Raw genomic sequence first — 22,084 nt, forward strand, 5'->3', positions numbered from 1 at the left:
GAAAAAGTGCTACCCCACTAATTCAAGTGCGCTCTCGATGGCACTATATATCCTCCCGAGTTGTTCATCAGAGGTAATATAGGGTGCTAAAATATAGATGGTGTTTCCCAGGGGCCTCAAAAATACACCATGGTCCATAAAGTGGTCGAAAAGTCTATCCCTAAGATTCCCATAGCGCTCCATTTCTACAACTAGGTCTAGGGCATATATGATTCCGCACTGTCTTGTACGCGCTACCTTTGGGTGGTTTTTAATCTTCTTGTCGAAGACGCTATGCGACTTTGAAATTCTTCGAATATTCGCCTGCATCTCCGCTGACTGCAACAATTCAAGCCCTGCCAAGGCTGCGGTACAGGCCAAAGGATTGGCGGTATAGGTATGCCCATGAAATAACCCTTTTGCAATTTCATCGCTATAAAAGGCGTCGTATACCCGCTGCGTACAACTGGTAATCGCCATTGGCACCATACCGGCCGTCAAAGCCTTCGACAGACAAATGATATCCGGTTTTACAGTTAGCTGATCGGAGGCAAAAAAGGTACCCGTCTTACCGAAACCGGTCATCACTTCATCGGCAATGGTAATCACCCCGTTCAATTTGAGAAGGCGTAAGATTCGGCATAACCCTTGTGCATTGTGCATTTGCATGGCGGCGGCTCCCTGAACCAAGGGCTCGTAGATAAACCCGGCAATATTTTTTTGCTTTAGTCTTTCCTTTAATTGGGCCAGCAGTGTTTCGATATTGTCTTCGGTAGGGACCGGTATGCGCTCTACCTCGATAAAGAAATCCTCAAACGGGCCGTTGTAGACCGAAAGTCCGGAAACGGACATTGCCCCAAAGGTATCGCCGTGAAATCCGTCTTCAAAGGCCAACAATATCGATCGTTTTTCACCACGATTAAAATGGTATTGTAACGCCATCTTTATTCCAATTTCCGTTGCGGTCGATCCATTATCCGAAAAAAAGAGTTTTTCCTGATTGTAAGGCAGCAGTTGAATCAATTCCTCTGACAAAAGCACTGCAGGTTCGTGGGTAAATCCACTAAAAACAACTTGGTCCAATTGCTGCATCTGTCGGTAGACACGGTCCAGAATGTATGCATTGCAATGACCGTACACACTAGTGTACCAAGAGGAGATGCCATCGATATATTCCCTGCCGTTTTCATCATATAGGAGTGCCCCTTTTGCTTTGACGATACCCAACATTTTTGGATGTAACTTGTGCTGCGTCAAAGGGTGCCATATATGTTTCTGGTCTCTTTTGGAAAGATTTTTCAAGGGTGGGTTATTTATGGAATACCGGATTTACTCTATCTTGCAAAGATGGGAAATTCATCCCAAAACAACATATGCTAAACAGGCTTATAAAAACACTATCCCCGAACTACAACGACCTTTCCAACAAAGGGGTATTCTTTGTACTTCTATCGATAGCTACACTGGTTCGTTTTCCTTTTTACTTTCGGGACTACATCGATCGGGACGAAAGCACATTTATCTTAATGGGCCAGTCGTGGGTAGATGGGCATTTGCCATACACCGAACTATGGGATCTAAAACCGCCTATTGTTTTTCTGTTCTTTGCCGGTATTATTTACGTTTTTGGTAAGAGCTTTTTGGCCATCCGTTTTTTTGGAACCTTACTCGTAGCTTCCTCCGCGTTTTTTACCTATAGGATAGGAGAGGCCATGTGCTCTAAAAAAGTAGCCCTTTGGGCCGCCATGGCCGCGGTGGCCCTTCAAAGTATGTTCGGAAGCATCCAAGGAGTTATGTCCGAACATCTGTGTATGGCTTTTTTGATGCCCGGCCTTTACCTCTTGATAAGGCCTGGTAAATGGTGGAGGTATCTTGGTGCAGGATTGCTTATGGGTCTGGCAATTATGACAAAATTGAATATTGCGTATGCCGTCTTGTTTATAGGCATTTACCTGCTCTTTTATTTTTTTCGGAGGAAGGAATACACAACGGGAATCGCAAACGTAGCATTCTATGGCCTTGGAATTCTACTAGTTATTGCATCTACTTGGTTACCCTATTATTTGGAAGGAAAACCCGGGGTCTGGTGGAAATCGGTCGTTTTGGCCTCCATGGAATATGCCGGCTCACGACGCAGTTCAATGCTGAACCTAGCCCCTACATTTTTGGTATTGACCGCCTTTTTTCTTTTTACATGGAGAAAAAAGTATCTCAATTTTAAAGATGTGAAAATTCAAATAGTGAGCGTAGCCATCTTTGGGGTCCTGTTCTCTTTTGCGAAAGCAGGAAGAATCAACAGTCATTATTTAATCCAATTGCATCCTTTGCTCATCATTTTGGTCGCTATTTTTATCAGTCGTCTTCAATTCCCAAAAAAATGGATTCACCAACCATTTCTAGCACTATTACTTTTATTGGTGCCTGCGGAAAGCTATCTCGAGTACTATCGAATCATAAAGTACAAAATAGAACGAGGTACTTTTTATAACGGCGAGGGCATTACGGTTCCCGCTTATTTAGCGAAAAACTATCCTTCTGAAAAAAATGTCCTCTTTTTAGGCTATCATATCGGCTATTGGCCGTTGGGGGCCGTTCCTCCCACTATGGCCGCAACACACCCTAGTAACATCTGTAGAAATGAGCTTTTTCCTTATTTCGACAACCCACGCAAAACAGCCATTGAGGAGCTGGCATATATCATGGGCAGTGTAAGACCCAAAATCGTGGTTACCCGAAAGAACAGACTCGTATTCGACGAGAAACTGAAAGCTGAAAATCGATATATCGATACCTACCTCAAAAAACATTACAAGTTGGTCAGCACCGTAGACTTGGCGAATATTTATCAACGCCTAGAGTGATTGTAATATATTTCGGAATTTATCGGCATACTTCCGTATGGTCGCCTTATCGAAAGTAGGTTCTTCCTCAATTCTACCAATTAGGGAAACCCCTGTCTTGTGCAAAATTATATTTTCGGTATGAGGATTGGCATTACCGCTAAAAATCAAGGAGACGTCGTATCCCCGCATCTTCAGCCAATTGATGGTCAAGAGCGAATGATTAATACTTCCAAGGTAATGCCTGGAAACCACTACCACCTTGTAATTGGGCATGATTAGGTCCAGAATAGTATCTTCCGCATTGAGGGGAACCAACAATCCCCCGGCACCTTCGATGACCAAATGGTTGTCGGTTTGGGGTTCATGAATGTTCTTCGCCTCGATAACCACCCCGTCAATCTCGGCCGCCGCGTGCGGACTCATTGGGGAAGTAAGTTCAAAGCTGCTCTTGTGAATTTTTGTTTTGGAATTCGACACCAACGCGGCAACCTTATGACTATCTGTATTGTCAAGGTCCCCTGCCTGGACCGGCTTCCAATAATCTGCCTCCAAGGCCTCGGCAATAATGGCGGAAGCCATTGTTTTTCCAACTTCCGTTGATATTCCGGTAACAAAAATTCGCTGCATATTAAAGGGGTTTTGTAATCATTCCACAATTTAGGCATTTGTACTTTCTTTTTTCGAAAAACGGAAAAAGTTTGTAGAAAATACCCTTTCGGTCGTAATAAACTTCCGATTTTTGGGCCTTGCAATTTGGACAAACGATAGGGCGATTATTCTCATCCAAGGCGTAGGCACGAACCTCATTATAAATTGCCAGTGCCTTGTCTTTTTCACTGGCATATACCTGTAATTTCACGCCGCCGATGGCAGCACTGAAACCGGGATCGGAATTCATGGTGTTCTCATCCCTTAGAAAAACCGTTATTCCTTCTGACTCTAGTTTGCCTTTGATAATTTGTACGTCGGCGGGAAACTCGAAAGAGGCGATTGTATAGAATTTCTCTTTCATCGGCGAATTATGAAGGTTGACAAATGTGCTAGTACTTCCGAAATCTGCTGTTGGGAATTATAGGCATGCAAACAAAAGCGAAGCCGCTCTTGCCCCTTCGGCACGGTTGGTGAAAGAATAGGCTTTACGTCAAAGCCTTTTTTCTGTAACTCATCGGTAATTTCCCGAACTTTTTCAATCTCCGGTACGATGCAGCAGTGAATAGCCGAAGAACTGGGTATAAAATGATTTTTTAGGTCATAGGAATCGAGCCCTGTATTAAAACATTCTATTGCTTCGATAAGCTGTCTTCGTTTATGGGCTCCGGCCGATCCATTGAGCAAGCGGTACGCTGCCAAAATGGTTGCCACGGAGTGCGGCGGAAGTCCTGTGGTATAAATAAAACTTCTTGCAAAATTGATAAGATAGTCGATTAGCGAATGGCTACCTAGGATTGCCGCTCCATGGCAGCCAATGGCCTTGCCAAAGGTAACGACGCGTGCAAATACGTCATTTTGGAGTCCCAACTGCTGTACAAGCCCCTCTCCCTTGTTTCCGATAACACCCACAGCATGGGCTTCATCGACTACCAAACGATGGTCATCCCCTCTGCAGAAGGCGGCAAGATCAGAGAGGTTTGGAGAGTCCCCATCCATTGAAAAGACCGATTCCGTTACGATGTAGATTTCGCTATGGGAATTCCTTACCGCTCGGCTTCGCACAAGCGCTGATTTCAAATCTTCGATATCGTTGTGTTTGAACTTATAACTTTTGGCGTTCCCTATCTTAATACCGTCACGGATGCTGGCGTGTACAAGCTCGTCGTAGAACACCAGATCCCCCCTTTGTGGAACGCAGCCAAAAAACCCGAGATTGGCGTCATAGCCCGAATTGAAGACAAGGGCGGCCTCTGCTTCATGGAAATTGGACAGGGCTTTTTCCAACGTAGCATAGAGGCCGTGATTTCCTGAGAGTAGGCGGGAACCGGTTGCGCCATTCTGAACTTCTTTCCCATTTTCAAAAATTTTCAATGCGCTGTCGGCGATAGCTTCGTTTTTTCCGAGGCCCAGATAGTCGTTTGAGGAAAAATCTACAAGTCCGTCATTAATTACGGGTAGTCCACGCAACGAATGGTTTGCTTGCCTCTCAGACAGTTTTTGTTGCAACTTTTTAGGGATTTTGAGCATAATTCAAATGTACCTATTTATTCAAAAATGTGGTGATGGATCAAATATACATTGATATAACATTTCGTAAAATGGCACTCTCTAAAGGCATGTATCTTTTTTATAAATTGGGATTTTCGTAGTATTCGTAGTGGCCGTTTTTAGAAGAGGGTTTACTGTACAGACAGAAAATCACCTAACCATATAACCATGCCAATAATCGTACACCTGGATGTGATGCTTGCCAAACGCAAAATGAAAAGCAATGAACTGGCCGAGAAAATGGGTATTACCACTGCAAACCTCTCCATCCTGAAAACCGGCAAAGCAAAAGCCATACGGTTTTCAACCTTGGACTCGATTTGTAGGGAATTGGATTGCCAACCCTAGGATATTCTAGAGTACATTCCATAAAAAAAGCCATACATTTTCGTATGGCTTTTGCTCTTTATTAATGTGTTAGTTTGATTAATCGGCCAACACAATTACCTTATTGTCTTTCATCTCCACAGTACCACTGGTAATTGGAAGTACCGTTTTTCCATTAGCATCTTTGGTAAATCGTGCTTCATACTCTTCGTCTATGGTCAAGTCGCCATCGACTTTTACGTTTCCAGCCTGAAGCAACGATACGATAGGGGCGTGGTCGGTCAACATCTGAAACTCCCCGTTTACCCCAGGGACGGTTACCGAAGTGACTTCACCTGCGAACAAGGTGGCCTCTGGTGATACGATTTCTAAATACATTTTTCTTTAAGTTATCAGTTATGAGTTATGAATTCAGGGTTCATAACTATGACTTTTTTAAGCCTCGGCGAGCATTTTCTCCCCAGCCTCGATGGCCTCTTCAATCGTTCCTTTCAGGTTAAAGGCCGATTCTGGAAGATGGTCCAACTTGCCATCCATAATCATATTAAAGCCCTTGATGGTTTCCTTAATGTCGACCAATACTCCAGGGATACCGGTAAACTGTTCCGCCACGTGGAAAGGTTGTGACAAGAAACGCTGTACCCGACGTGCTCGGCCTACGGCCAACTTATCTTCTTCGGACAGTTCCTCCATTCCCAAAATGGCAATAATGTCCTGTAACTCCTTATAACGCTGCAACAACTCCTTGACGCGTTGTGCGCACTCGTAATGCTCTTTCCCTAAAATCTCGGCGGTCAAAATCCTTGAGGTAGAATCCAAGGGATCCACAGCGGGATAGATGCCCAGCTCCGCAATCTTACGAGAAAGTACCGTAGTAGCATCCAAGTGGGCAAAGGTGGTCGCCGGTGCGGGATCCGTTAAGTCATCCGCAGGCACGTAAACTGCCTGTACCGAAGTAATAGATCCTCTTTTTGTCGAGGTAATACGTTCCTGCATGGCTCCCATCTCGGTCGCCAAGGTCGGCTGATACCCCACCGCAGATGGCATACGTCCCAATAGTGCTGACACTTCGGAACCTGCTTGGGTAAATCGGAAAATATTATCTACGAAAAACAATACGTCTTTTCCTTGGCCTTCCCCTGCACCGTCACGGAAATACTCTGCAATAGTCAAACCGGAAAGTGCCACTCGGGCCCGTGCTCCGGGAGGCTCGTTCATTTGTCCGAAAACGAAAGTCGCCTTCGACTCTTTCATAGCCTTTTTGTCCACTTTGGTAAGGTCCCATCCGCCTTCCTCCATCGAGTGCAAGAAATCATCCCCATACTTGATAATACCCGATTCCAACATCTCGCGCAGCAAGTCGTTCCCTTCACGGGTACGTTCCCCTACACCCGCAAAAACGGATAGTCCGCCGTGGCCTTTTGCAATGTTGTTGATCAATTCCTGTATCAATACCGTTTTACCAACTCCCGCTCCACCGAACAATCCAATTTTTCCACCCTTCGCATACGGTTCGATCAAGTCGATTACCTTAATTCCGGTAAATAACACTTCGGTCGAAGTAGTAAGATCTTCGAATTTGGGAGCTGCCCGGTGAATAGGTAGACCATCTTTTCCGGCCTTGGGCAAGTTTCCAAGTCCATCAATGGCATCCCCGATTACATTGAACAAACGGCCGTATACATCGTCACCGATAGGCATCTGAATGGCAGCGCCGGTTGCGAGCACTTCGGTTCCACGGCTCAATCCGTCGGTAGAATCCATAGAAATGGTTCTCACAGTGTTCTCGCCTACATGTGATTGTACCTCCAATACGAGTGTGGTACCGTCTGCATTGGTTATTTCCAATGAATCATAAATCTTTGGGAGCTCTGAACCGGACTGGAATTCAACATCGACCACCGGGCCTATAATTTGGGAAACCTTACCTGTAACTTTCGACATTACGTATCTATTTATAAATTGAGATTATAGCAGTAGAAAAACCGTTGTGTTTTTCAGGCTGCAAAGATAGGATTTTATAGTTACAATGAAAATGGTTTCACTTCCTTTTTTTGCAATAAAAAAGGCGGCCAAAAATGCCGCCCTTCTCTATTGTAATCTTCTAATTTTTATGGATTTATCGTCCAAGAGACGTAATAAATCGCTCCAATCAATCCGGTACCTACCGCGGTAAAATATTCCTCGTTCAGGATGTTCGAGCCACCGACCTTAAAGACCGATTTAATGCTCGGTACTTCATAGTTGATCTGGGCATCGAGCACACTAAAGGAAGGGATAGGACCATCTGCAAAAGTATTCTGCCAGAAGTAGTCGTCGCTCCATCGGTAGTTTAGATTAAAACCAAAGTTTTCGAAAAGGGCGGTGTTCCCAAAAGAAGCTTTTACCTTGTGTTTCGGGGTGTTGAAAGAGGGCCTAAAATCAGGGAAAGCCGCTTGATCAAAATCGAACTCCGCAAAGGTGTAATTGACCCCCACATCGAAATTGCCAAAGACTTTGGCATCTACTCCAGCGGTAACCCCATAGGAGGTAATGGGAACCTCGGCATTCGTATAAGTCTGATAGGGCTGGCTATCACCATTTTGTAAGGCCAACAACGACAACCCCCCATCACCTGCCTCTCCGTACAGCGGAACTACAACGGTTGTGTTGGCAATAAAATTGTCATAATCGTTGTAATAACCACTGATATCGATGGCCATTTTTCCTATTTGTGCCCTGTAACCCGCCTCAAAAGCAGTGATTTCCTCGGGTTGCACCAACGCGGTGTTCACCACGGTAGGGTTGCCCGTCAATACCGAATTTAAGGAAAAAGCGTTCTCATAGGCGGCCCTCCCTAGAATGGTCACCGATTGCTGACCGGTCAAGGTTTGCCCAGCCGGGGTTAAATCATAGGTACGGACATCCCTATCCAAGTTGTCGATAGCGGAACCCACCAGAATCGCCCTTCCTGCATTCAAGCCAATAAATAAGTCCTGTGTAGTGGGGTTTCGAAATCCCTGTTGTGCCGACACACGGATGTTGTGATTTCTGTTTGCTCCCAGAGTATAGACCAAAGAGCCCCTGGGCGAGAAAAATCCATCAAAAAACTCATTTTTATCATAACGGATGGAACCAGTGTATTTAAGGCGGTCATCGGCCACCGTACCTTGAATCTGGGTATAGGCGCCATATTCATCATAGGTTATCGGCCCATCGATATCGGTAAAGATGGTACCGTTCGAATTGAGTTCATACTGCCTGTAAGATCCTCCCACCTGTATATCGAGGTTATCCCCCAACAGATGTCCGAAATTATAATTACCATTGGCATGGCGCAACTTTGTATTGTCGATAAATTTAGCTCCCGTAGTCAGGTCCCCATCAGATATGACACGATTAAAAGCCGATTGAAATTCCGGGGTTCCGGGGACCAATCTACCCGTATCGGCAGCTGCACGCGCAGCGGCATGGGCGGTGGCATCGTCGGCCAATACACCGGTCCCGACTCCCAATTTAGCACCGATAAAGGTTTGAGCATACTCGGTAAACCACTGCGTATCGGATTTCCAGGCACGATTGACATTGATTGCGGCAAAACGCATATCATAGGAATCACCGGAACCTTCTGAAGTGATATAGCCCCTGATGAAGAAATTATCATTACGAATTTCCAGCTTGTGTTGCTGTAAGATAAAGTTGTTGATGTAGTAACGGTTGGCCCCTTGATAAATCGTATTTCCACGACCTACACGTCCGTTATAGATGATTTCCAAATCATCGGCAAAGGGTCGGTAATAAATCGATCCGTCGAATTTGACGCTTTCCGCATTGTAATCGGTCAAATCTTGTTCGGCATATCCAGTTCTACTAACGGTGGCCGATCCAACGGTGCCTGTCGGCAAACCGGCCGCCGCATCGAAATTCAATACTGTACTGACTTCGTCCCCATAGATGTTGAGTCCGTCATAGGCCGGGTCGGAACGGGTTCTTCCAGGGTTGAGCAAGTCCACATCGTTCACTGCATGCCAATCTTCCCCTCGCATGTAGGAGAAATTGGCCTTAACGGCTAGTTTATCACTAAAAGCATGGGCCGCCCTGATGCCAAAATCGTAGTAGGTATTGTCCCCTGCAGCGGTCTGCGAGGTAATCCCTGTTTTGAAATAGGTACTGATTCCCTGATAATCGAAGGGATTTTTACTGGTCATGAACAACATACCATTAAAAGCACCCGCGCCGTACAGTGCGGAAGAGGCGCCCGGCAAGATCTCGACGCTTGCCACCTCCAATTCGGACATCCCGACCAGGTTTCCCAAAACAAAATTCAATCCCGGGGCGGAGTTGTCCATTCCATCGACCAGTTGTAGGAATCTGGTATTGGCAAAAGTGGCAAAACCTCTGGTATTAATCGATTGAAAGGTAAGACTGTTGGTGTTGATGTCTACCCCTTTTAAATTTTGTAGACCACCATAAAATGACTCGGCGGTAGTTGATTTAATTTCCTTTAATCCAAAACGCTCCACCGACACCGGGGATTCAAAAATACGTTCCGGGGTTCTGGAGGCAGATATGACTACTTCATCCAAAAAGGTCTGCGTCTCTGAAATCGTGATAGAGAGCGTTTGGTTGTTTTCGGTCACATCCGCCGTAGCATCCGTAAAACCAATGCTTGTGATTTTCAATTGAAAGGGGGGGACCTCAGAAGTTTCCAGCAAAAAATTACCATCGAAATCGGTAACGGTACCGATAGCCTTGCCAACGATAACCACATTGGCCCCGGGGACTGGCTCGTTGTTCTGATCTACCACTGTTCCGCTCACCCTCGTTTGGGAAAAACCAACGATTCCGAACAGAAGAAGCGACATAAAAAGAATTGTTCTCATTCTTTTGAATATTAAGTTAGTTATTAAGTTACCGGCAAGATACCGATTTTTTCAAATTGATAATCATAAAATGAAAAAAAGTATGCATGCATAATAAATTATCCGTAAAAATAACAGCGGTAAAATATCACATTCATAAATCATGGGAAAAGGGCCGTGGAAACCAATCCAACGACCCTTTTAAATTATCTTGTCAAAACTTGGTTATTCCACTGTCACCGATTTTGCCAAGTTACGAGGCTGATCTACATTACAACCACGCATTACTGCAATATGATACGATAACAATTGTAGCGGAATAGTGGTTAAAAGCGGGGTAAGGCTTTCCAAAGTTTCGGGCACCTCGACCACGTGGTCGGCCAAGCTCCTTACTTGTTTGTCACCTTCGGTCACGACAGCAATGATTTTCCCTTTTCTGGATTTTATCTCCTGGATGTTACTGACCACCTTCTCATAGTGACCCTTTTTTGTGGCGATGACGATTACGGGCATTTGTTCATCGATTAAGGCAATTGGCCCGTGCTTCATTTCCGCGGCCGGATAACCTTCTGCATGAATATAGCTGATTTCCTTGAGTTTTAGTGCCCCTTCCAAAGCAACCGGAAAGTTATAGCCACGGCCTAGATACAAGCAGTTTTCCGAATCTTTATATACATCTGCGATGATCTCTATCAATGTATTGGACTCTAACGCCTTTTCGACCTTTGCCGGGATGGTCTCCAATTCAGTTAAGAACTCATGAAACTTAGAGGACGAAAACTCCCCCTTCTCTTTCGCCAATTTCAATGCTATGAGGGTCAATACCGTAATCTGGGTGGTGAATGCCTTGGTCGAGGCCACCCCGATTTCCGGTCCGGCATGGGTATAAGCCCCAGCATCGGTTTCCCTGGCGATCGATGAACCTACTACATTACAAACTCCAAACACGAAAGCCCCTTTTTCCTTTGCCAATTTTATCGCTGCCAAGGTATCGGCAGTTTCTCCCGATTGGGAAATGGCGATTAAGACATCTTTGTCGGTAATCACAGGGTTTCGATATCGAAATTCGGAGGCATACTCGACTTCAACCGGTATCCTGGCCAGGTCCTCAAAAATATATTCGGCTACAAGTCCTGCATGCCAAGAAGTGCCACAGGCAACGATGATAATCCGGTTTGCATTCAGGAATTTTTCGAGATTCTGATCAATACCGGCCATACGGATCAATCCTTGATCTGCTAAAAGGCGCCCACGATACGTATCCAAAATCGCCCGGGGTTGTTCATAGATTTCCTTTAACATAAAATGTTCGTAGCCTCCTTTTTCTATCTCCTCCAAATTCAGCTGAAGCTCCAAAATATTTGGATAGGCAATGGCATCGTCCTTTATTTTTCTCAATTTTATTTCTTTCCCTAAACGCACTATGGCCATTTCCTCGTCTTCGAGATATACGGCATTATTGGTGAATTCTATGAAGGGAGAAGCATCCGAAGCGATAAAAAATTCCTTATCACCTACCCCGATAGCCAACGGACTTCCCAATTTAGCCACTACGATCTCATCGGGCTTTTTAAGGTCAAAAACAGCAATCGCGTACGCCCCGACTACCTGATTCAAGGCAATTTGAACGGCTTTTCCCAATTTAACATCCTCCGTTTTTTGAACTTCCTCTATCAGATTTACCAAGACTTCCGTATCGGTTTCCGAATGAAAAGTGTAGCCCCTCTTGAGCAGCTCTTTTTTTATCGATTCATAATTCTCGATAATTCCATTATGGATAATTACAAGATTGCCGGAATTCGAGTAGTGTGGATGGGAGTTAATGTCGTTGGGCACACCATGTGTGGCCCAACGAGTATGACCGATTCCCAAGGTACCTTTTAGGGAGATATCGGTTTCAGCCTTCTTATTAAGGTCCTCGACCTTCCCCTTTGTCTTGGCGAGGTTGATGTTCGTTCCGTCGAACAATGCGACACCCGCACTATCGTAACCACGATACTCTAGGCGCTGCAGTCCCTTTATAAGTATCGGATAGGCATCGCGATACCCTATGTAGCCAACTATTCCACACATATTCCCTTGATTTTAGTTTATGGATACGTTATTTATCCGCAAATGTACAAGAAACGTACAAATGTGGTCTTGTGTAACGGTTGTAGAACGTAAATTTTCTGCAAGTGGTATGTCTAGGCGATAAAAAAACTTAGTTCATTCAACCATATGGTATTCACCAAAAAAAAAGCGGTTTAATTAGCCTCAGTGTAGAAAATCTCGAGTTTCAACCGCACCTCTTCATCGACGCTTTCATTGCTTCCAAAGAGTATCGTGCCCACGGGTGTCAATGTAGAAGCGATCGGAATGTTCTGTTCCTCCAAGCCGTTATCACCTTCCACCATTGCGTCTAGCGTAGCCAACCTTGTTATATCGGGTGTAATCGTTAGTGCCAGCTTCACATTATCTTCCTCCCTAACGACCAAATTATTGATGTGGTCGGTAATCCTTACCGCATATCTAATGCCTTTGCTGTCCTCTTCCTGGATAATACCATCATAGTTCAAAAAACTTCCAAAAAGATCTTGGGAAACTGTATTTTCTGTCCCAAAATTGATCAAAGGTAGTCCTGTTTCCGTGTTATACAGATAAAGTCTAAAAGGCTCGCGGGATGGTGCATCATCTCCCTCATTATTGACTCCCATGGCATCCAAGGTAGCGCGATCGATATAAAACACCAAGTTCGCTTCGTTGATGATCCAATTATTGGACCGAATCTCATCGATACCCGCTGCAACTTCATCCCCGTCATCGTCAAAGAGATTTATTTCGGTGTACGACCCGGCCCCTCCCTTTAGGTAAATGCGGGAAGCCTCCACATCGTCACCGAAATCATCGAGTATCTCCTGTGGATATGCGTTGTTTATAAAAGTATTTACCGCATTGCCATTTACCGATTGCCCGGAAATTTGCAGTAAATTAAGTACGTAAGTACCCTCTTGGGTTACCACCGTATCATCCGATGTATCGGAAAGGGTGGCATTGGTGTCCACTCTTTGATATTCATAGGTAATGGTTATGTTGGCCCTTGCCAAATCCAGTAACATCAAAAGATCATTCTGCCCATTCGGGGTCAATGATAGATGTATTCCTCTTAAAAATTCGGAAAAATTCGTCTGGCTCAACAGTTCGGTACTTCCTTCCTTATCCAAAATATTCTGTTGAAAAAAAAGCGAATCCAATTCTACGCGGATTCCCGGTTGCAAACGGTCTACTTCGAGGGACTCATCCAAATCGGTGTTGGGATCATCGGTTTTCCTAAAAACATATTCCCTATCACTTATACTCTGGGTGTCTTCATACAGCAAATCGGAAACAAAGGATGGGTCGAATTGCTGGGTGGAGAAATACTCTTGTTGATCTTGAAAATCGGTCGCCGGATCCAGGTCGCGGAGAAAGAAAGTGGAGCGCTGTACTTTTAAGGTAAACTCTTGCTCCCTATTACCATAAATACTGTCGATATCAACTCTCCTGGCGAACGTATTCGCAGGATTCTCATCGGTAACCTCGGTGGATGTCGCGTCTAGCGGATCCGTGCCATTAGCCGTTTCTTCCGCGTTGCTAATGTTGTCGCCATCGGAATCGTTGGTGCCGTCGGTCGGCTCGTCGTCCAGGGAGTCGGGAACCCCATCACGGTCGGTATCGGGAGGTGTGGCTGTTCTCGTTAAAAAGGGTATGTACAAAAAAACTTCTTTCACCGTTTCATTTTCGGCAATCTGAGCGGGGTTCTCGGGGTCGGCAACTTCCCTATCCGGTCTAAAGGATCCGAAAATAGGATTCGGGGTCGTCAATAACAATTGGGAGGTAATCTGTGCCTCGGTCCTTCCATAGACGGGGTCGTCATAAATCCCTAACTGATATACCGGAAGCTTGTTGGTCTGTACTGCCTCGATTCTTTTATTATAGGCAAAAACGGCATATTCCTTCTTTCCCGTAAAAAAAGGTTCGCTACCGATTACCCGATCTCCTATCGTCGTCAATTCATCATCACAAGAAACAAATGCTACCAACAATAGGAGGCCCACCAATGCAGGGGATTTTACGCTACTCAAAAAAGTCATTCGGATTATTTTAAAACTTCTGTGTTATAAAAATTTGCATAGGCCTCTTCGAACTCTTGTAAGGAGACATACGGTAACACCGGTATTTGAAGGTTGGAAATGTGTTGTTGTAAATCTTCGGGAATTTCTTCCGAGGCTAAAATAACTGCATCGGAAAAATCTACAGCTACTTTTAACAAATTATTATAGGTGGGTGTTTTAAGGTGGTCGATACTATCCTCAGGGATACCATCAAAAGCTATTTTTTTTACCATGCCGGCATCCAAAGCACCGTCAAATGATTGTTTGTATACCGAAGTTACTATTTTACTCTCGGCAAAGAGCGGTTCATCGGCATAGTATTTTTTGAGATAGAGCGGCAATAATGAAGCCATCCAACCATGCACGTGGATGATGTCAGGGTTCCAGTTCAACTTTTTAACGGTTTCGACCACCCCTTTCGCAAAGAAAATTGCCCGTTGATCGTTATCCGGAAAAAGATTTCCCTGTTCATCACTAAAGGTAGCCTTTCTTTTAAAATATTCATCATTGTCTATAAAGTATACCTGTATCCGCTCCCGTGGAATGGAGGCAACCTTTATGATCAAGGGCATGTCCATATCATTGATCACCAAATTCATCCCCGATAATCGAATTACCTCGTGGAGCTGGTGCCTACGTTCGTTGATATTGCCATACCTGGGCATAAATATTCGAATCTGCCCTCCCTTGCTATTCACCATTCTGGGGGCTTCGTAAGACATCAAGGACACCTCATTTTCCGGGAGATAGGGAACTAATTCTGAAGATACGAACAATATCTTTTTGCCATTCATAAAAGCTGTGTTTCGTTAACGGTGTAAACAGAATTGCAAAACTACAAAAATTATGCAGATTAGCAGTATTTGTAGTAAGTTTGCTGGCTTTTAAATAAGACCCATGCCACTTGTCAAGACCAAAAACCAATTAAAATCGCATTTGGCTGCCCTTGATCCCAAAGGACGTTTGGGACTGGTGCCTACAATGGGTGCTTTGCACGAAGGGCATGCAACACTTGTCGAGAAAGCGGTTACAGAGAACGATTCGGTGGTGGTAAGTATTTTTGTAAATCCTACCCAGTTCAATGATAAGGAAGACCTGGAAAGATATCCAAGGGACTTGAATGCCGATATGGCAGTACTTATGGATATTTCGGATCGAATTATTGTGTTTGCCCCATCAGCCGAAGAGATGTACCAAAACGATATCACGGCCAACACCTATGATTTCGATGGCTTGGACAAGGTTATGGAAGGTGCCTTTCGAAAGGGCCATTTCAACGGTGTAGGGACTGTTGTGGAAACCTTGTTACGGCTCGTAGCTCCGGATAGGGCTTATTTTGGGGAAAAAGACTTTCAGCAACTTCAAATCATAAAAAAAATAGTCGCCGATAAAAGTTTGCCGGTTGAAATCATAGGCTGTCCCATTGTCAGGGAATCGAATGGGCTTGCCATGAGTTCCAGAAATAAAAGACTGTCCAAAACCATACGGCAAGAGGCTTCCTTTATATATAAAACCCTCATTGCTGCCAGGGAAAAATTTGGCATGAAAAGTGCTAAACAAATAACGGATTGGGTTACCAATGAGTTTAAAAACCATGCCGATCTTGAGTTGGAGTATTTCGTGATTGCAGATGCGGATACACTTTCTATGGAAACAAAAAAGCAACGGAACAAAAAATATCGGGCATTTATCGCCGTTTATGCGGATGATGTTCGACTTATAGACAACATTGCCCTCAATTATTGAACCTATGACTATGCAAATTCAAGTCGTAAAATCGAAAATACATCGTGTAAAGGTGACCGGCGCGGACCTTAATTATATCGGTAGCATTACTATTGATGAAGATTTGATGGATGCTGCCAATCTCATACAGGGAGAAAAGGTACAGATCGTAAACAACAATAATGGCGAGCGTTTGGAAACGTACGCCATTCCGGGTCCTAGGGGAAGTGGTGAAATTACCCTCAACGGGGCAGCAGCCAGAAAAGTGGCCGTGGGAGACGTCTTGATCCTCATTGCCTACGCTTGGATGCCTTTAGAGGAAGCCAAAACCTTCAACCCCGCGTTGATATTCCCCAATGAGGAGAACAATTTACTGGAATAAGGATATTCCAAAATTATTCGTCCCTTTTATTTTATTTTTGTGGATAACGGTCTACTTTCGGGCCTTCTAACTATGACGCTGCTTCCATTTTGACCCTATCCCTAAAAAAATCCTTGAAAATAATTATCCCCATTGCCCTAGGAATCTTCCTGGTATGGTATCTTTATTATTCAACGACCGAAGCGCAAAGGGAACAGATTCTTGGCTATATCAAGAAAGCAGATCCAATCTGGATAATGGTCTCCGTGCTCATAGGCATGCTAAGCCATGTCTCAAGGGCTATCCGTTGGAACTATTTGTTGGAGCCGATGGGCTATCGTCCGAAGATTACCAATAATGTATTGATCATCCTTACCGCCTATTTGACGAATTTGGGAGTTCCCAGATCTGGTGAATTTTTAAGGGCCACAGCCCTAACAACATATGAAGATGTTCCTTTTGAAAAAGGTTTTGGCACCATTGTCACCGAGCGGGTGGTCGATGTGCTTATGCTCCTACTTATCATTATTACCGCTTTGCTCTTTCAAACAGAACTGATTCTCGGATTCTTGAAAGAAAGTGGTTTGGGCATTGTAGGCAGTCTGTCGATACTTCTTATCGGGATTCTTGGCCTGTTCATAGCGATACGGTTGATTAGGAAATCTACTGCGGGATTTGCCTTGAAGGTCAAGTCTTTCTTGAAAAATATGATGGAGGGGATTCTTAGTATCGGTAAGATGAGGAACAAATGGGCCTTTATCGCACATACTATTTTTATCTGGTTTGCCTATTTTGCCATGTTTTGGGTCGTTAAATTCACGGTGCCCGAAACAACCGACGCCTCCTTGGGGGCCCTCCTTATTGCCTTCGTAGGCGGAGCTATTGCCATGATGACCACCAACGGTGGTTTTTTGGCCTATCCGGTAGCCGTAAGCAAGTCTCTTGAAATTTTTAGCATCAGCGCCGTTTCCGGGACGGCCTTCGGCTGGATAATGTGGATTTCCCAAACCCTGATGATCGTAGTGTTCGGGGCAATATCTTTTCTTGTATTACCGTTATGGAACAAAGACAGATAAGCGTCTTTTCGAATCAAAAAATCAGCCATGCAACGTATTATCACCTTTTTTGCCTTGTTTTTGTGCTTTGGGGCAAACGCACAGGTAACCCAAGAAATATTCGAATCCTTCAAACTGCAAGAGCGCAGGGAAGTACTGTATTATATTCCCGAAGACTACGACGAAAAAAAGAAATATCCTTTGGTGATTGTACTCGATGCCGAATATCTGTACGATCAAGTGGTGGCCAACGCTAAGTTTTACAGCGAATTTCATGGTATGCCGGATATGATCGTTGTAGGAATCAACCAAAATGAAAACAGTGTACGACTCGACGATTGCGCCTTTGAAGAAAATGGCCTCCCTTCGGAAAAAGGCAAGGAATTTTTTGAGTTTTTGGGGATGGAATTGATTCCGTATCTCGACTTGAATTACAATACCGCGCCCTTCAAGATGATCATCGGTTACGATATTACCGCCAATTTTGAAAACTACTGGTTGTATAAGGAGAATTCCCTTTTTAATGCTTATGTAAGCATCTCTCCCACCTTGGCCCCCGGAATGGAAACCAACGTGCCTGCCCGTTTGGCCGAACACAACAAGAAAATCTTCTACCAACTAATTATGGAAGGGGAAAAAAATGACTATACCGCCCGGATCAAGGAAATGGACAAAGCCATTAAAGCCATCGAAAAAGAGAGTTTGTTCTACTATTACGACGAATACCCCGGTGCCGATCACATATCGATTGCCACCTATGGTATCGGCAGGGCCTTTGATAATATTTTCGGAATGTTCAAACCGATCAGCCCCAAGGAATACAGGGAGCAAATACTAACATCCGAAGAACCTGTTTTCCAGTACCTTCAAGACAAGTATAAAAGCATACAGGACCTTTTCGGCCTTCAAAAACCTGTGGAGCTGAACGACATCATGGCCATTTATGCGGGCATTCGCAAAAAGGAAGATTATGAATCGCTTAAACCTTTGTCGGATCTCTGTAAAACCGAATTTACCGGTTATATGTTGGGTTTCTATTTCGAGGGTGAGTACTACGAACAGATGGGTGAACCCAAAAAAGCCTTGAAAACCTTCGAAAAAGCCTTCGGTATGGACGAGATAGACTTTCTCACCAAGGAAATGGCACTCGAAAAAATCGACGCATTAAAGGCAGATTTTGGGTACTAGGCCCTTTCTTTCAAAATCCTTTTGTGTTTACAACAGGTAACACCGTGTCGACATCACGTCGTTGCTTACCAAAGCGGTTCATTATAACCCAAAGAAAAAAACCGTATCCCATCTTTGTTTAAAACAGAGGGTTTCCGATTCCCTGTAGTTCCAACTCAAAGTTTTATCTTTGGCCCCATCCGAAATCCCGGTCATGGCTAAAACCAAAACTACTTTTTTCTGTCAAAACTGCGGTACGCAATTCGCGAAATGGGTCGGACAATGCTCGGCCTGTAAAGAATGGAATACGGTTGTTGAAGAGGTGGTTCAAAAAGCGGAAAAAACCGTTTGGAAGACCCATTCCGAAAAGCTTGGAAAAAGGCCCAAACCACTGCGCATCAACGAAATTAGCACGGAAAGGGAGGTGCGTCTTGACACTTTCGACCTGGAATTCAACCGCGTACTTGGGGGTGGGTTGGTCCCCGGTTCATTGGTACTACTGGGCGGAGAGCCCGGGGTGGGCAAAAGTACCCTCTTACTGCAAATCGCTTTAAGGCTTCCGTATAAAACGCTTTATGTTTCCGGGGAGGAAAGCCAAAAGCAGATCAAGATGCGGGCCGATAGGATTCATCCAAATAGTGAAACTTGTCTCATCCTAACGGAAACCAAAACGCAGAATATCTTTCAGCAAATCGAAGCGACCGAACCTGACATCGTGGTCATCGATTCCATACAGACCTTACATTCCGACTATATCGAATCGGCAGCCGGAAGCATTTCCCAAATACGGGAATGCACGGCCGAACTGATCAAGTTTGCCAAGGAAACAAACACCCCGGTAATCCTTATCGGACACATCACCAAGGACGGCTCTATCGCCGGACCCAAAATCTTGGAGCATATGGTCGATACGGTCTTGCAGTTTGAAGGAGACCGAAATTATGTATATCGTATTCTTCGTGCCTTGAAGAATAGATTCGGTTCTACGGCAGAATTGGGTATCTATGAGATGCAAGGTGGTGGGCTACGGCAGGTGAACAATCCCTCGGAAATACTGATTTCGAAAAGCGATGAGGGTTTAAGTGGCACGGCCGTTGCCTCCACAGTCGAGGGCATGAGGCCCTTGATGATAGAAATACAGGCCTTGGTAAGTACTGCGGTCTACGGCACACCACAACGTTCTACCACGGGGTACAATGCCAAGCGTTTGAACATGCTATTGGCTGTATTGGAAAAACGTGCTGGCTTTAAGCTGGGTGCCAAGGATGTGTTCCTGAACATCACCGGGGGCATCTCCGTTGATGACCCCGCTATCGATTTGGCGGTCATCGCCGCAATTCTGTCGAGCAATGAAGACATCCCTATCGAAAAGGGAGTGTGTTTCGCCGCAGAGGTAGGGCTGGCCGGGGAAATACGCCCAGTACAGCGTGTGGACCAACGTATCCTAGAAGCCGAAAAATTGGGATTCACAACAATTTATGTATCCAAGAACAATAAAATTGGTTTAAAGAAAACCAATATCGAGGTGCGATTGGTCGCTCGAATCGAAGATGTGGTCCGTGGGTTGTTCGGATAGATATTAAGGTGCCGGATTCGGTATCTTATCATGAATGGCTTCGATGCCTTGATATACCTCATCGCTTAACTTTATATCGATGCTGGCTATATTCTCCCGTAATTGCTTCATTGAGGTCGCGCCTATGATATTACTGGTAAGAAATGGTCGTGAATTTACAAAGGCCAGTGACATCTGTACCAAGGAAAGATTGTGGGCCTGTGCCAGCTCGTAATACAGCTGGGTAGCATGGGTAGCCGTTTCCCCGCTATAGCGTTTATAATTTGGAAACAGCGTAATACGGGCCTTGTCGGGCTTCCTATCCCCTAAATATTTCCCACTCAAAACTCCAAAACCCAATGGGGAATAGGCCAATAAACCAATCCGTTCCCGATGGGACACTTCGGCGTTGCCAACCTCGAACAAACGGTTGAGAAGGCTATACGGATTCTGAATCGTAATCATTCTGGGAAGGCTTACATGCACCTTGCTCTCTTCCAAGTAACGCATAACGCCCCAAGGAGTCTCGTTAGACAGCCCTACATGTCGTATTTTTCCTTCCCGAATCAGGTCCCGGAGGGTTTCCAATACCTGATGAATGTTGTCTTCCCAATAATCGCTGGCACTGTGCGTATAGCCCCGTTGACCGAAGTAATTGGTGTTTCGATCGGGCCAATGCAGCTGATACAAATCGATATAATCGGTCTGTAAACGTTCAAGGCTTCCTTCTACCGCATTGATAATCGTCTCCCTCGTGAAACCGGTGGTTCTGATATGTTTTGAGAACTCGGCCTTTCCTGCAATTTTAGTCGCCAATACGACCTTATCGCGATTTCCCGTTTTTTTAAACCAATTGCCAATGATTTTTTCGGTATCCGCATAGCGGTCTGGGTGGGCGGGTATGGGATAAAGTTCCGCCGTATCGAAGAAATTCACCCCTTGATCGAGAGCATAATCCATTTGTTCGTGCCCTTCGGCCTCGGTATTCTGTTTGCCCCACGTCATCGTACCCAAACAAATCTTACTCACTTCGATATCGGTATGTGGCAGGGTAGTATATTTCATTCGATTATTTAGGAACAGTCTATAAGAAATACAAATCTACAAATTATAACACTATCGTTTTCTACGCTTCCAATTCGACCAAAATCGGACAATGGTCACTATGCTTTGCTTCGGATAGGATGACAGAACGTTGGAGCCGATCTTCCAATGACTCACTAACCATCCCGTAATCCAATCGCCAGCCTTTGTTATTGTTTCTTGCATTGGCGCGATAGCTCCACCAGGTATAGTTATCGGGTTCCTTGTTGAAATGTCGGAAGCTATCGATAAAGCCACTCTTGATGAAATTGCCGATCCATTCCCTCTCAACGGGTAAAAACCCCGAAACGTTTTTATTGCGAACCGGGTCGTGAATATCAATGGCCTCATGGCAGATATTGTAGTCGCCCAAAACGATCAGGTTTGGTCTTTCTTTGCGAAGTTCGTCTGCGTACCGTTGAAAATCGGCCATGTATTGCAGTTTGAATTCCAAACGGTCAAGATTGGTTCCAGAGGGCAGGTACATACTCATCACGGAGATATCTCCATAATCCGCACGGAGATTTCTACCCTCATAATCCATATATTCGATTCCCGTACCCACTTCCACATGGTCGGGTTGCTTTTTGGATAGGATGGCTACCCCGCTGTAACCTTTTTTCCGGGCACTGAACCAATAGTTGTGGCCATACCCCGCCTCCTCAAAAAGGGAAAGCTCCAATTGGTGTTCCTGTGCCTTGATTTCCTGAAGACATACCACATCGGGATTCACGGTGTTTAGCCAATCCAAAAAACCTTTCCCCAAGGCCGCACGGATACCATTTACGTTATAGGATACTACTTTCATTCCCCAGT

The 22,084-nt window shown here is 44.8% G+C and carries 19 protein-coding genes; 7 read left to right on the forward strand and 12 right to left on the reverse strand.

Translation table 11 applies throughout. The features are described from left to right. Positions 1 to 9: 9 nt before the first annotated feature. Positions 10 to 1,281 carry an adenosylmethionine--8-amino-7-oxononanoate transaminase gene (gene bioA / locus FK220_RS05405; RefSeq protein ID WP_152573238.1) on the reverse strand — a complete coding sequence of 424 codons (1,272 nt, stop codon included), beginning with the start codon at positions 1,279 to 1,281 and terminating at the stop codon, positions 10 to 12. Positions 1,282 to 1,352: 71 nt separating this feature from the next. Here bioA and FK220_RS05410 point away from each other — a divergent pair, with 71 nt between their 5' ends. Then, positions 1,353 to 2,840, forward strand: a complete 1,488-nt coding sequence (locus tag FK220_RS05410) for an ArnT family glycosyltransferase (protein WP_152573239.1) — start codon at positions 1,353 to 1,355, stop codon at positions 2,838 to 2,840. On the opposite strand, the gene bioD is transcribed toward FK220_RS05410, so the two are convergent. From bioD to FK220_RS05425, 3 genes are read right to left on the reverse strand one after another with little or no spacing between them, the layout of a single operon-like run. Continuing rightward, the gene (bioD, locus tag FK220_RS05415) at positions 2,832 to 3,449 is read right to left on the reverse strand and encodes a dethiobiotin synthase (protein WP_152573240.1); all 618 of its coding nucleotides are present in this window, start codon (positions 3,447 to 3,449) and stop codon (positions 2,832 to 2,834) included. The two genes, FK220_RS05410 and bioD, sit on opposite strands and share 9 nt — an antisense overlap. A gap of 1 nt (position 3,450) precedes the next feature. Then, positions 3,451 to 3,834, reverse strand: coding sequence for a putative signal transducing protein (locus tag FK220_RS05420; protein ID WP_152573241.1), 384 nt, complete (start codon positions 3,832 to 3,834; stop codon positions 3,451 to 3,453). Continuing rightward, the gene (locus FK220_RS05425; RefSeq protein ID WP_152573242.1) at positions 3,831 to 5,000 is read right to left on the reverse strand and encodes an aminotransferase class I/II-fold pyridoxal phosphate-dependent enzyme; all 1,170 of its coding nucleotides are present in this window, start codon (positions 4,998 to 5,000) and stop codon (positions 3,831 to 3,833) included. The genes FK220_RS05420 and FK220_RS05425 overlap by 4 nt, the downstream gene beginning before the upstream one ends. A 189-nt stretch (positions 5,001 to 5,189) precedes the next feature. On the opposite strand from FK220_RS05425, the gene FK220_RS05430 reads away from it, so the two are divergent. Then, the gene (locus FK220_RS05430; protein WP_152573243.1) at positions 5,190 to 5,369 is read left to right on the forward strand and encodes a helix-turn-helix domain-containing protein; all 180 of its coding nucleotides are present in this window, start codon (positions 5,190 to 5,192) and stop codon (positions 5,367 to 5,369) included. 78 nt (positions 5,370 to 5,447) lie between these two features. On the opposite strand, the gene FK220_RS05435 is transcribed toward FK220_RS05430, so the two are convergent. The 6 genes from FK220_RS05435 to FK220_RS05460 form a co-directional block, all read right to left on the reverse strand. Then, positions 5,448 to 5,726: a F0F1 ATP synthase subunit epsilon gene (locus FK220_RS05435; protein ID WP_152573244.1), complete on the reverse strand. Its 279-nt coding sequence runs from the start codon at positions 5,724 to 5,726 to the stop codon at positions 5,448 to 5,450. 57 nt (positions 5,727 to 5,783) lie between these two features. Continuing rightward, on the reverse strand, positions 5,784 to 7,292 hold the full coding sequence (gene atpD / locus FK220_RS05440) for a F0F1 ATP synthase subunit beta (protein WP_152573245.1): 1,509 nt from the start codon (positions 7,290 to 7,292) through the stop codon (positions 5,784 to 5,786). Between the two features lie 167 nt (positions 7,293 to 7,459). Next, on the reverse strand, positions 7,460 to 10,210 hold the full coding sequence (locus tag FK220_RS05445) for a TonB-dependent receptor (protein ID WP_152573246.1): 2,751 nt from the start codon (positions 10,208 to 10,210) through the stop codon (positions 7,460 to 7,462). Positions 10,211 to 10,414: 204 nt separating this feature from the next. Then, positions 10,415 to 12,262 (reverse strand): glutamine--fructose-6-phosphate transaminase (isomerizing), encoded by a 1,848-nt coding sequence (glmS, locus tag FK220_RS05450; protein WP_152573247.1) that lies wholly within the window; start codon positions 12,260 to 12,262, stop codon positions 10,415 to 10,417. A gap of 173 nt (positions 12,263 to 12,435) precedes the next feature. Beyond that, positions 12,436 to 14,301, reverse strand: coding sequence for a DUF4270 family protein (locus tag FK220_RS05455; RefSeq protein ID WP_152573248.1), 1,866 nt, complete (start codon positions 14,299 to 14,301; stop codon positions 12,436 to 12,438). A 5-nt stretch (positions 14,302 to 14,306) separates the two neighbouring features. Next, a complete protein-coding gene (locus tag FK220_RS05460) occupies positions 14,307 to 15,116 on the reverse strand; it encodes a glycogen/starch synthase (protein ID WP_152573249.1) in 810 nt (269 codons plus the stop codon). Between the two features lie 103 nt (positions 15,117 to 15,219). Here FK220_RS05460 and panC point away from each other — a divergent pair, with 103 nt between their 5' ends. From panC to radA, 5 genes are all read left to right on the forward strand, one after another. After that, positions 15,220 to 16,068, forward strand: coding sequence for a pantoate--beta-alanine ligase (gene panC, locus FK220_RS05465; protein WP_152573250.1), 849 nt, complete (start codon positions 15,220 to 15,222; stop codon positions 16,066 to 16,068). A 10-nt stretch (positions 16,069 to 16,078) separates the two neighbouring features. Continuing rightward, positions 16,079 to 16,429: an aspartate 1-decarboxylase gene (gene panD, locus FK220_RS05470; RefSeq protein ID WP_152573251.1), complete on the forward strand. Its 351-nt coding sequence runs from the start codon at positions 16,079 to 16,081 to the stop codon at positions 16,427 to 16,429. Between the two features lie 113 nt (positions 16,430 to 16,542). Further along, positions 16,543 to 17,484 carry a lysylphosphatidylglycerol synthase transmembrane domain-containing protein gene (locus FK220_RS05475; RefSeq protein WP_317168304.1) on the forward strand — a complete coding sequence of 314 codons (942 nt, stop codon included), beginning with the start codon at positions 16,543 to 16,545 and terminating at the stop codon, positions 17,482 to 17,484. Between the two features lie 27 nt (positions 17,485 to 17,511). Next, positions 17,512 to 18,651 (forward strand): alpha/beta hydrolase, encoded by a 1,140-nt coding sequence (locus FK220_RS05480; protein WP_152573253.1) that lies wholly within the window; start codon positions 17,512 to 17,514, stop codon positions 18,649 to 18,651. A 193-nt stretch (positions 18,652 to 18,844) separates the two neighbouring features. Further along, positions 18,845 to 20,206 carry a DNA repair protein RadA gene (gene radA, locus FK220_RS05485; protein ID WP_152573254.1) on the forward strand — a complete coding sequence of 454 codons (1,362 nt, stop codon included), beginning with the start codon at positions 18,845 to 18,847 and terminating at the stop codon, positions 20,204 to 20,206. Positions 20,207 to 20,209: 3 nt separating this feature from the next. On the opposite strand, the gene FK220_RS05490 is transcribed toward radA, so the two are convergent. Together FK220_RS05490 and FK220_RS05495 are read right to left on the reverse strand one after the other, a co-directional pair. Continuing rightward, positions 20,210 to 21,250, reverse strand: coding sequence for an NADP(H)-dependent aldo-keto reductase (locus tag FK220_RS05490; RefSeq protein WP_152573255.1), 1,041 nt, complete (start codon positions 21,248 to 21,250; stop codon positions 20,210 to 20,212). A 61-nt stretch (positions 21,251 to 21,311) separates the two neighbouring features. Continuing rightward, positions 21,312 to 22,076, reverse strand: a complete 765-nt coding sequence (locus FK220_RS05495) for an exodeoxyribonuclease III (protein ID WP_152573256.1) — start codon at positions 22,074 to 22,076, stop codon at positions 21,312 to 21,314. Positions 22,077 to 22,084: the final 8 nt, after the last annotated feature.

Source organism: Pelagihabitans pacificus (assembly GCF_009371985.2).
GTDB classification, from domain to species: domain Bacteria; phylum Bacteroidota; class Bacteroidia; order Flavobacteriales; family Flavobacteriaceae; genus Pelagihabitans; species Pelagihabitans pacificus.

Bases quoted from the DNA above. Each gene is read 5' to 3' on its own strand.
- FK220_RS05410 (WP_152573239.1), top strand. From the start codon at position 1,353: ATGCTAAACAGGCTTATAAAAACACTATCCCCGAACTACAACGACCTT.
- bioD (WP_152573240.1), bottom strand. From the start codon at position 3,449: ATGCAGCGAATTTTTGTTACCGGAATATCAACGGAAGTTGGAAAAACA.
- FK220_RS05420 (WP_152573241.1), bottom strand. From the start codon at position 3,834: ATGAAAGAGAAATTCTATACAATCGCCTCTTTCGAGTTTCCCGCCGAC.
- FK220_RS05425 (WP_152573242.1), bottom strand. From the start codon at position 5,000: ATGCTCAAAATCCCTAAAAAGTTGCAACAAAAACTGTCTGAGAGGCAA.
- FK220_RS05430 (WP_152573243.1), top strand. From the start codon at position 5,190: ATGCCAATAATCGTACACCTGGATGTGATGCTTGCCAAACGCAAAATG.
- FK220_RS05435 (WP_152573244.1), bottom strand. From the start codon at position 5,726: ATGTATTTAGAAATCGTATCACCAGAGGCCACCTTGTTCGCAGGTGAA.
- atpD (WP_152573245.1), bottom strand. From the start codon at position 7,292: ATGTCGAAAGTTACAGGTAAGGTTTCCCAAATTATAGGCCCGGTGGTC.
- FK220_RS05445 (WP_152573246.1), bottom strand. From the start codon at position 10,210: ATGAGAACAATTCTTTTTATGTCGCTTCTTCTGTTCGGAATCGTTGGT.
- glmS (WP_152573247.1), bottom strand. From the start codon at position 12,262: ATGTGTGGAATAGTTGGCTACATAGGGTATCGCGATGCCTATCCGATA.
- FK220_RS05455 (WP_152573248.1), bottom strand. From the start codon at position 14,301: ATGACTTTTTTGAGTAGCGTAAAATCCCCTGCATTGGTGGGCCTCCTA.
- FK220_RS05460 (WP_152573249.1), bottom strand. From the start codon at position 15,116: ATGAATGGCAAAAAGATATTGTTCGTATCTTCAGAATTAGTTCCCTAT.
- panC (WP_152573250.1), top strand. From the start codon at position 15,220: ATGCCACTTGTCAAGACCAAAAACCAATTAAAATCGCATTTGGCTGCC.
- panD (WP_152573251.1), top strand. From the start codon at position 16,079: ATGCAAATTCAAGTCGTAAAATCGAAAATACATCGTGTAAAGGTGACC.
- FK220_RS05480 (WP_152573253.1), top strand. From the start codon at position 17,512: ATGCAACGTATTATCACCTTTTTTGCCTTGTTTTTGTGCTTTGGGGCA.
- radA (WP_152573254.1), top strand. From the start codon at position 18,845: ATGGCTAAAACCAAAACTACTTTTTTCTGTCAAAACTGCGGTACGCAA.
- FK220_RS05490 (WP_152573255.1), bottom strand. From the start codon at position 21,250: ATGAAATATACTACCCTGCCACATACCGATATCGAAGTGAGTAAGATT.
- FK220_RS05495 (WP_152573256.1), bottom strand. From the start codon at position 22,076: ATGAAAGTAGTATCCTATAACGTAAATGGTATCCGTGCGGCCTTGGGG.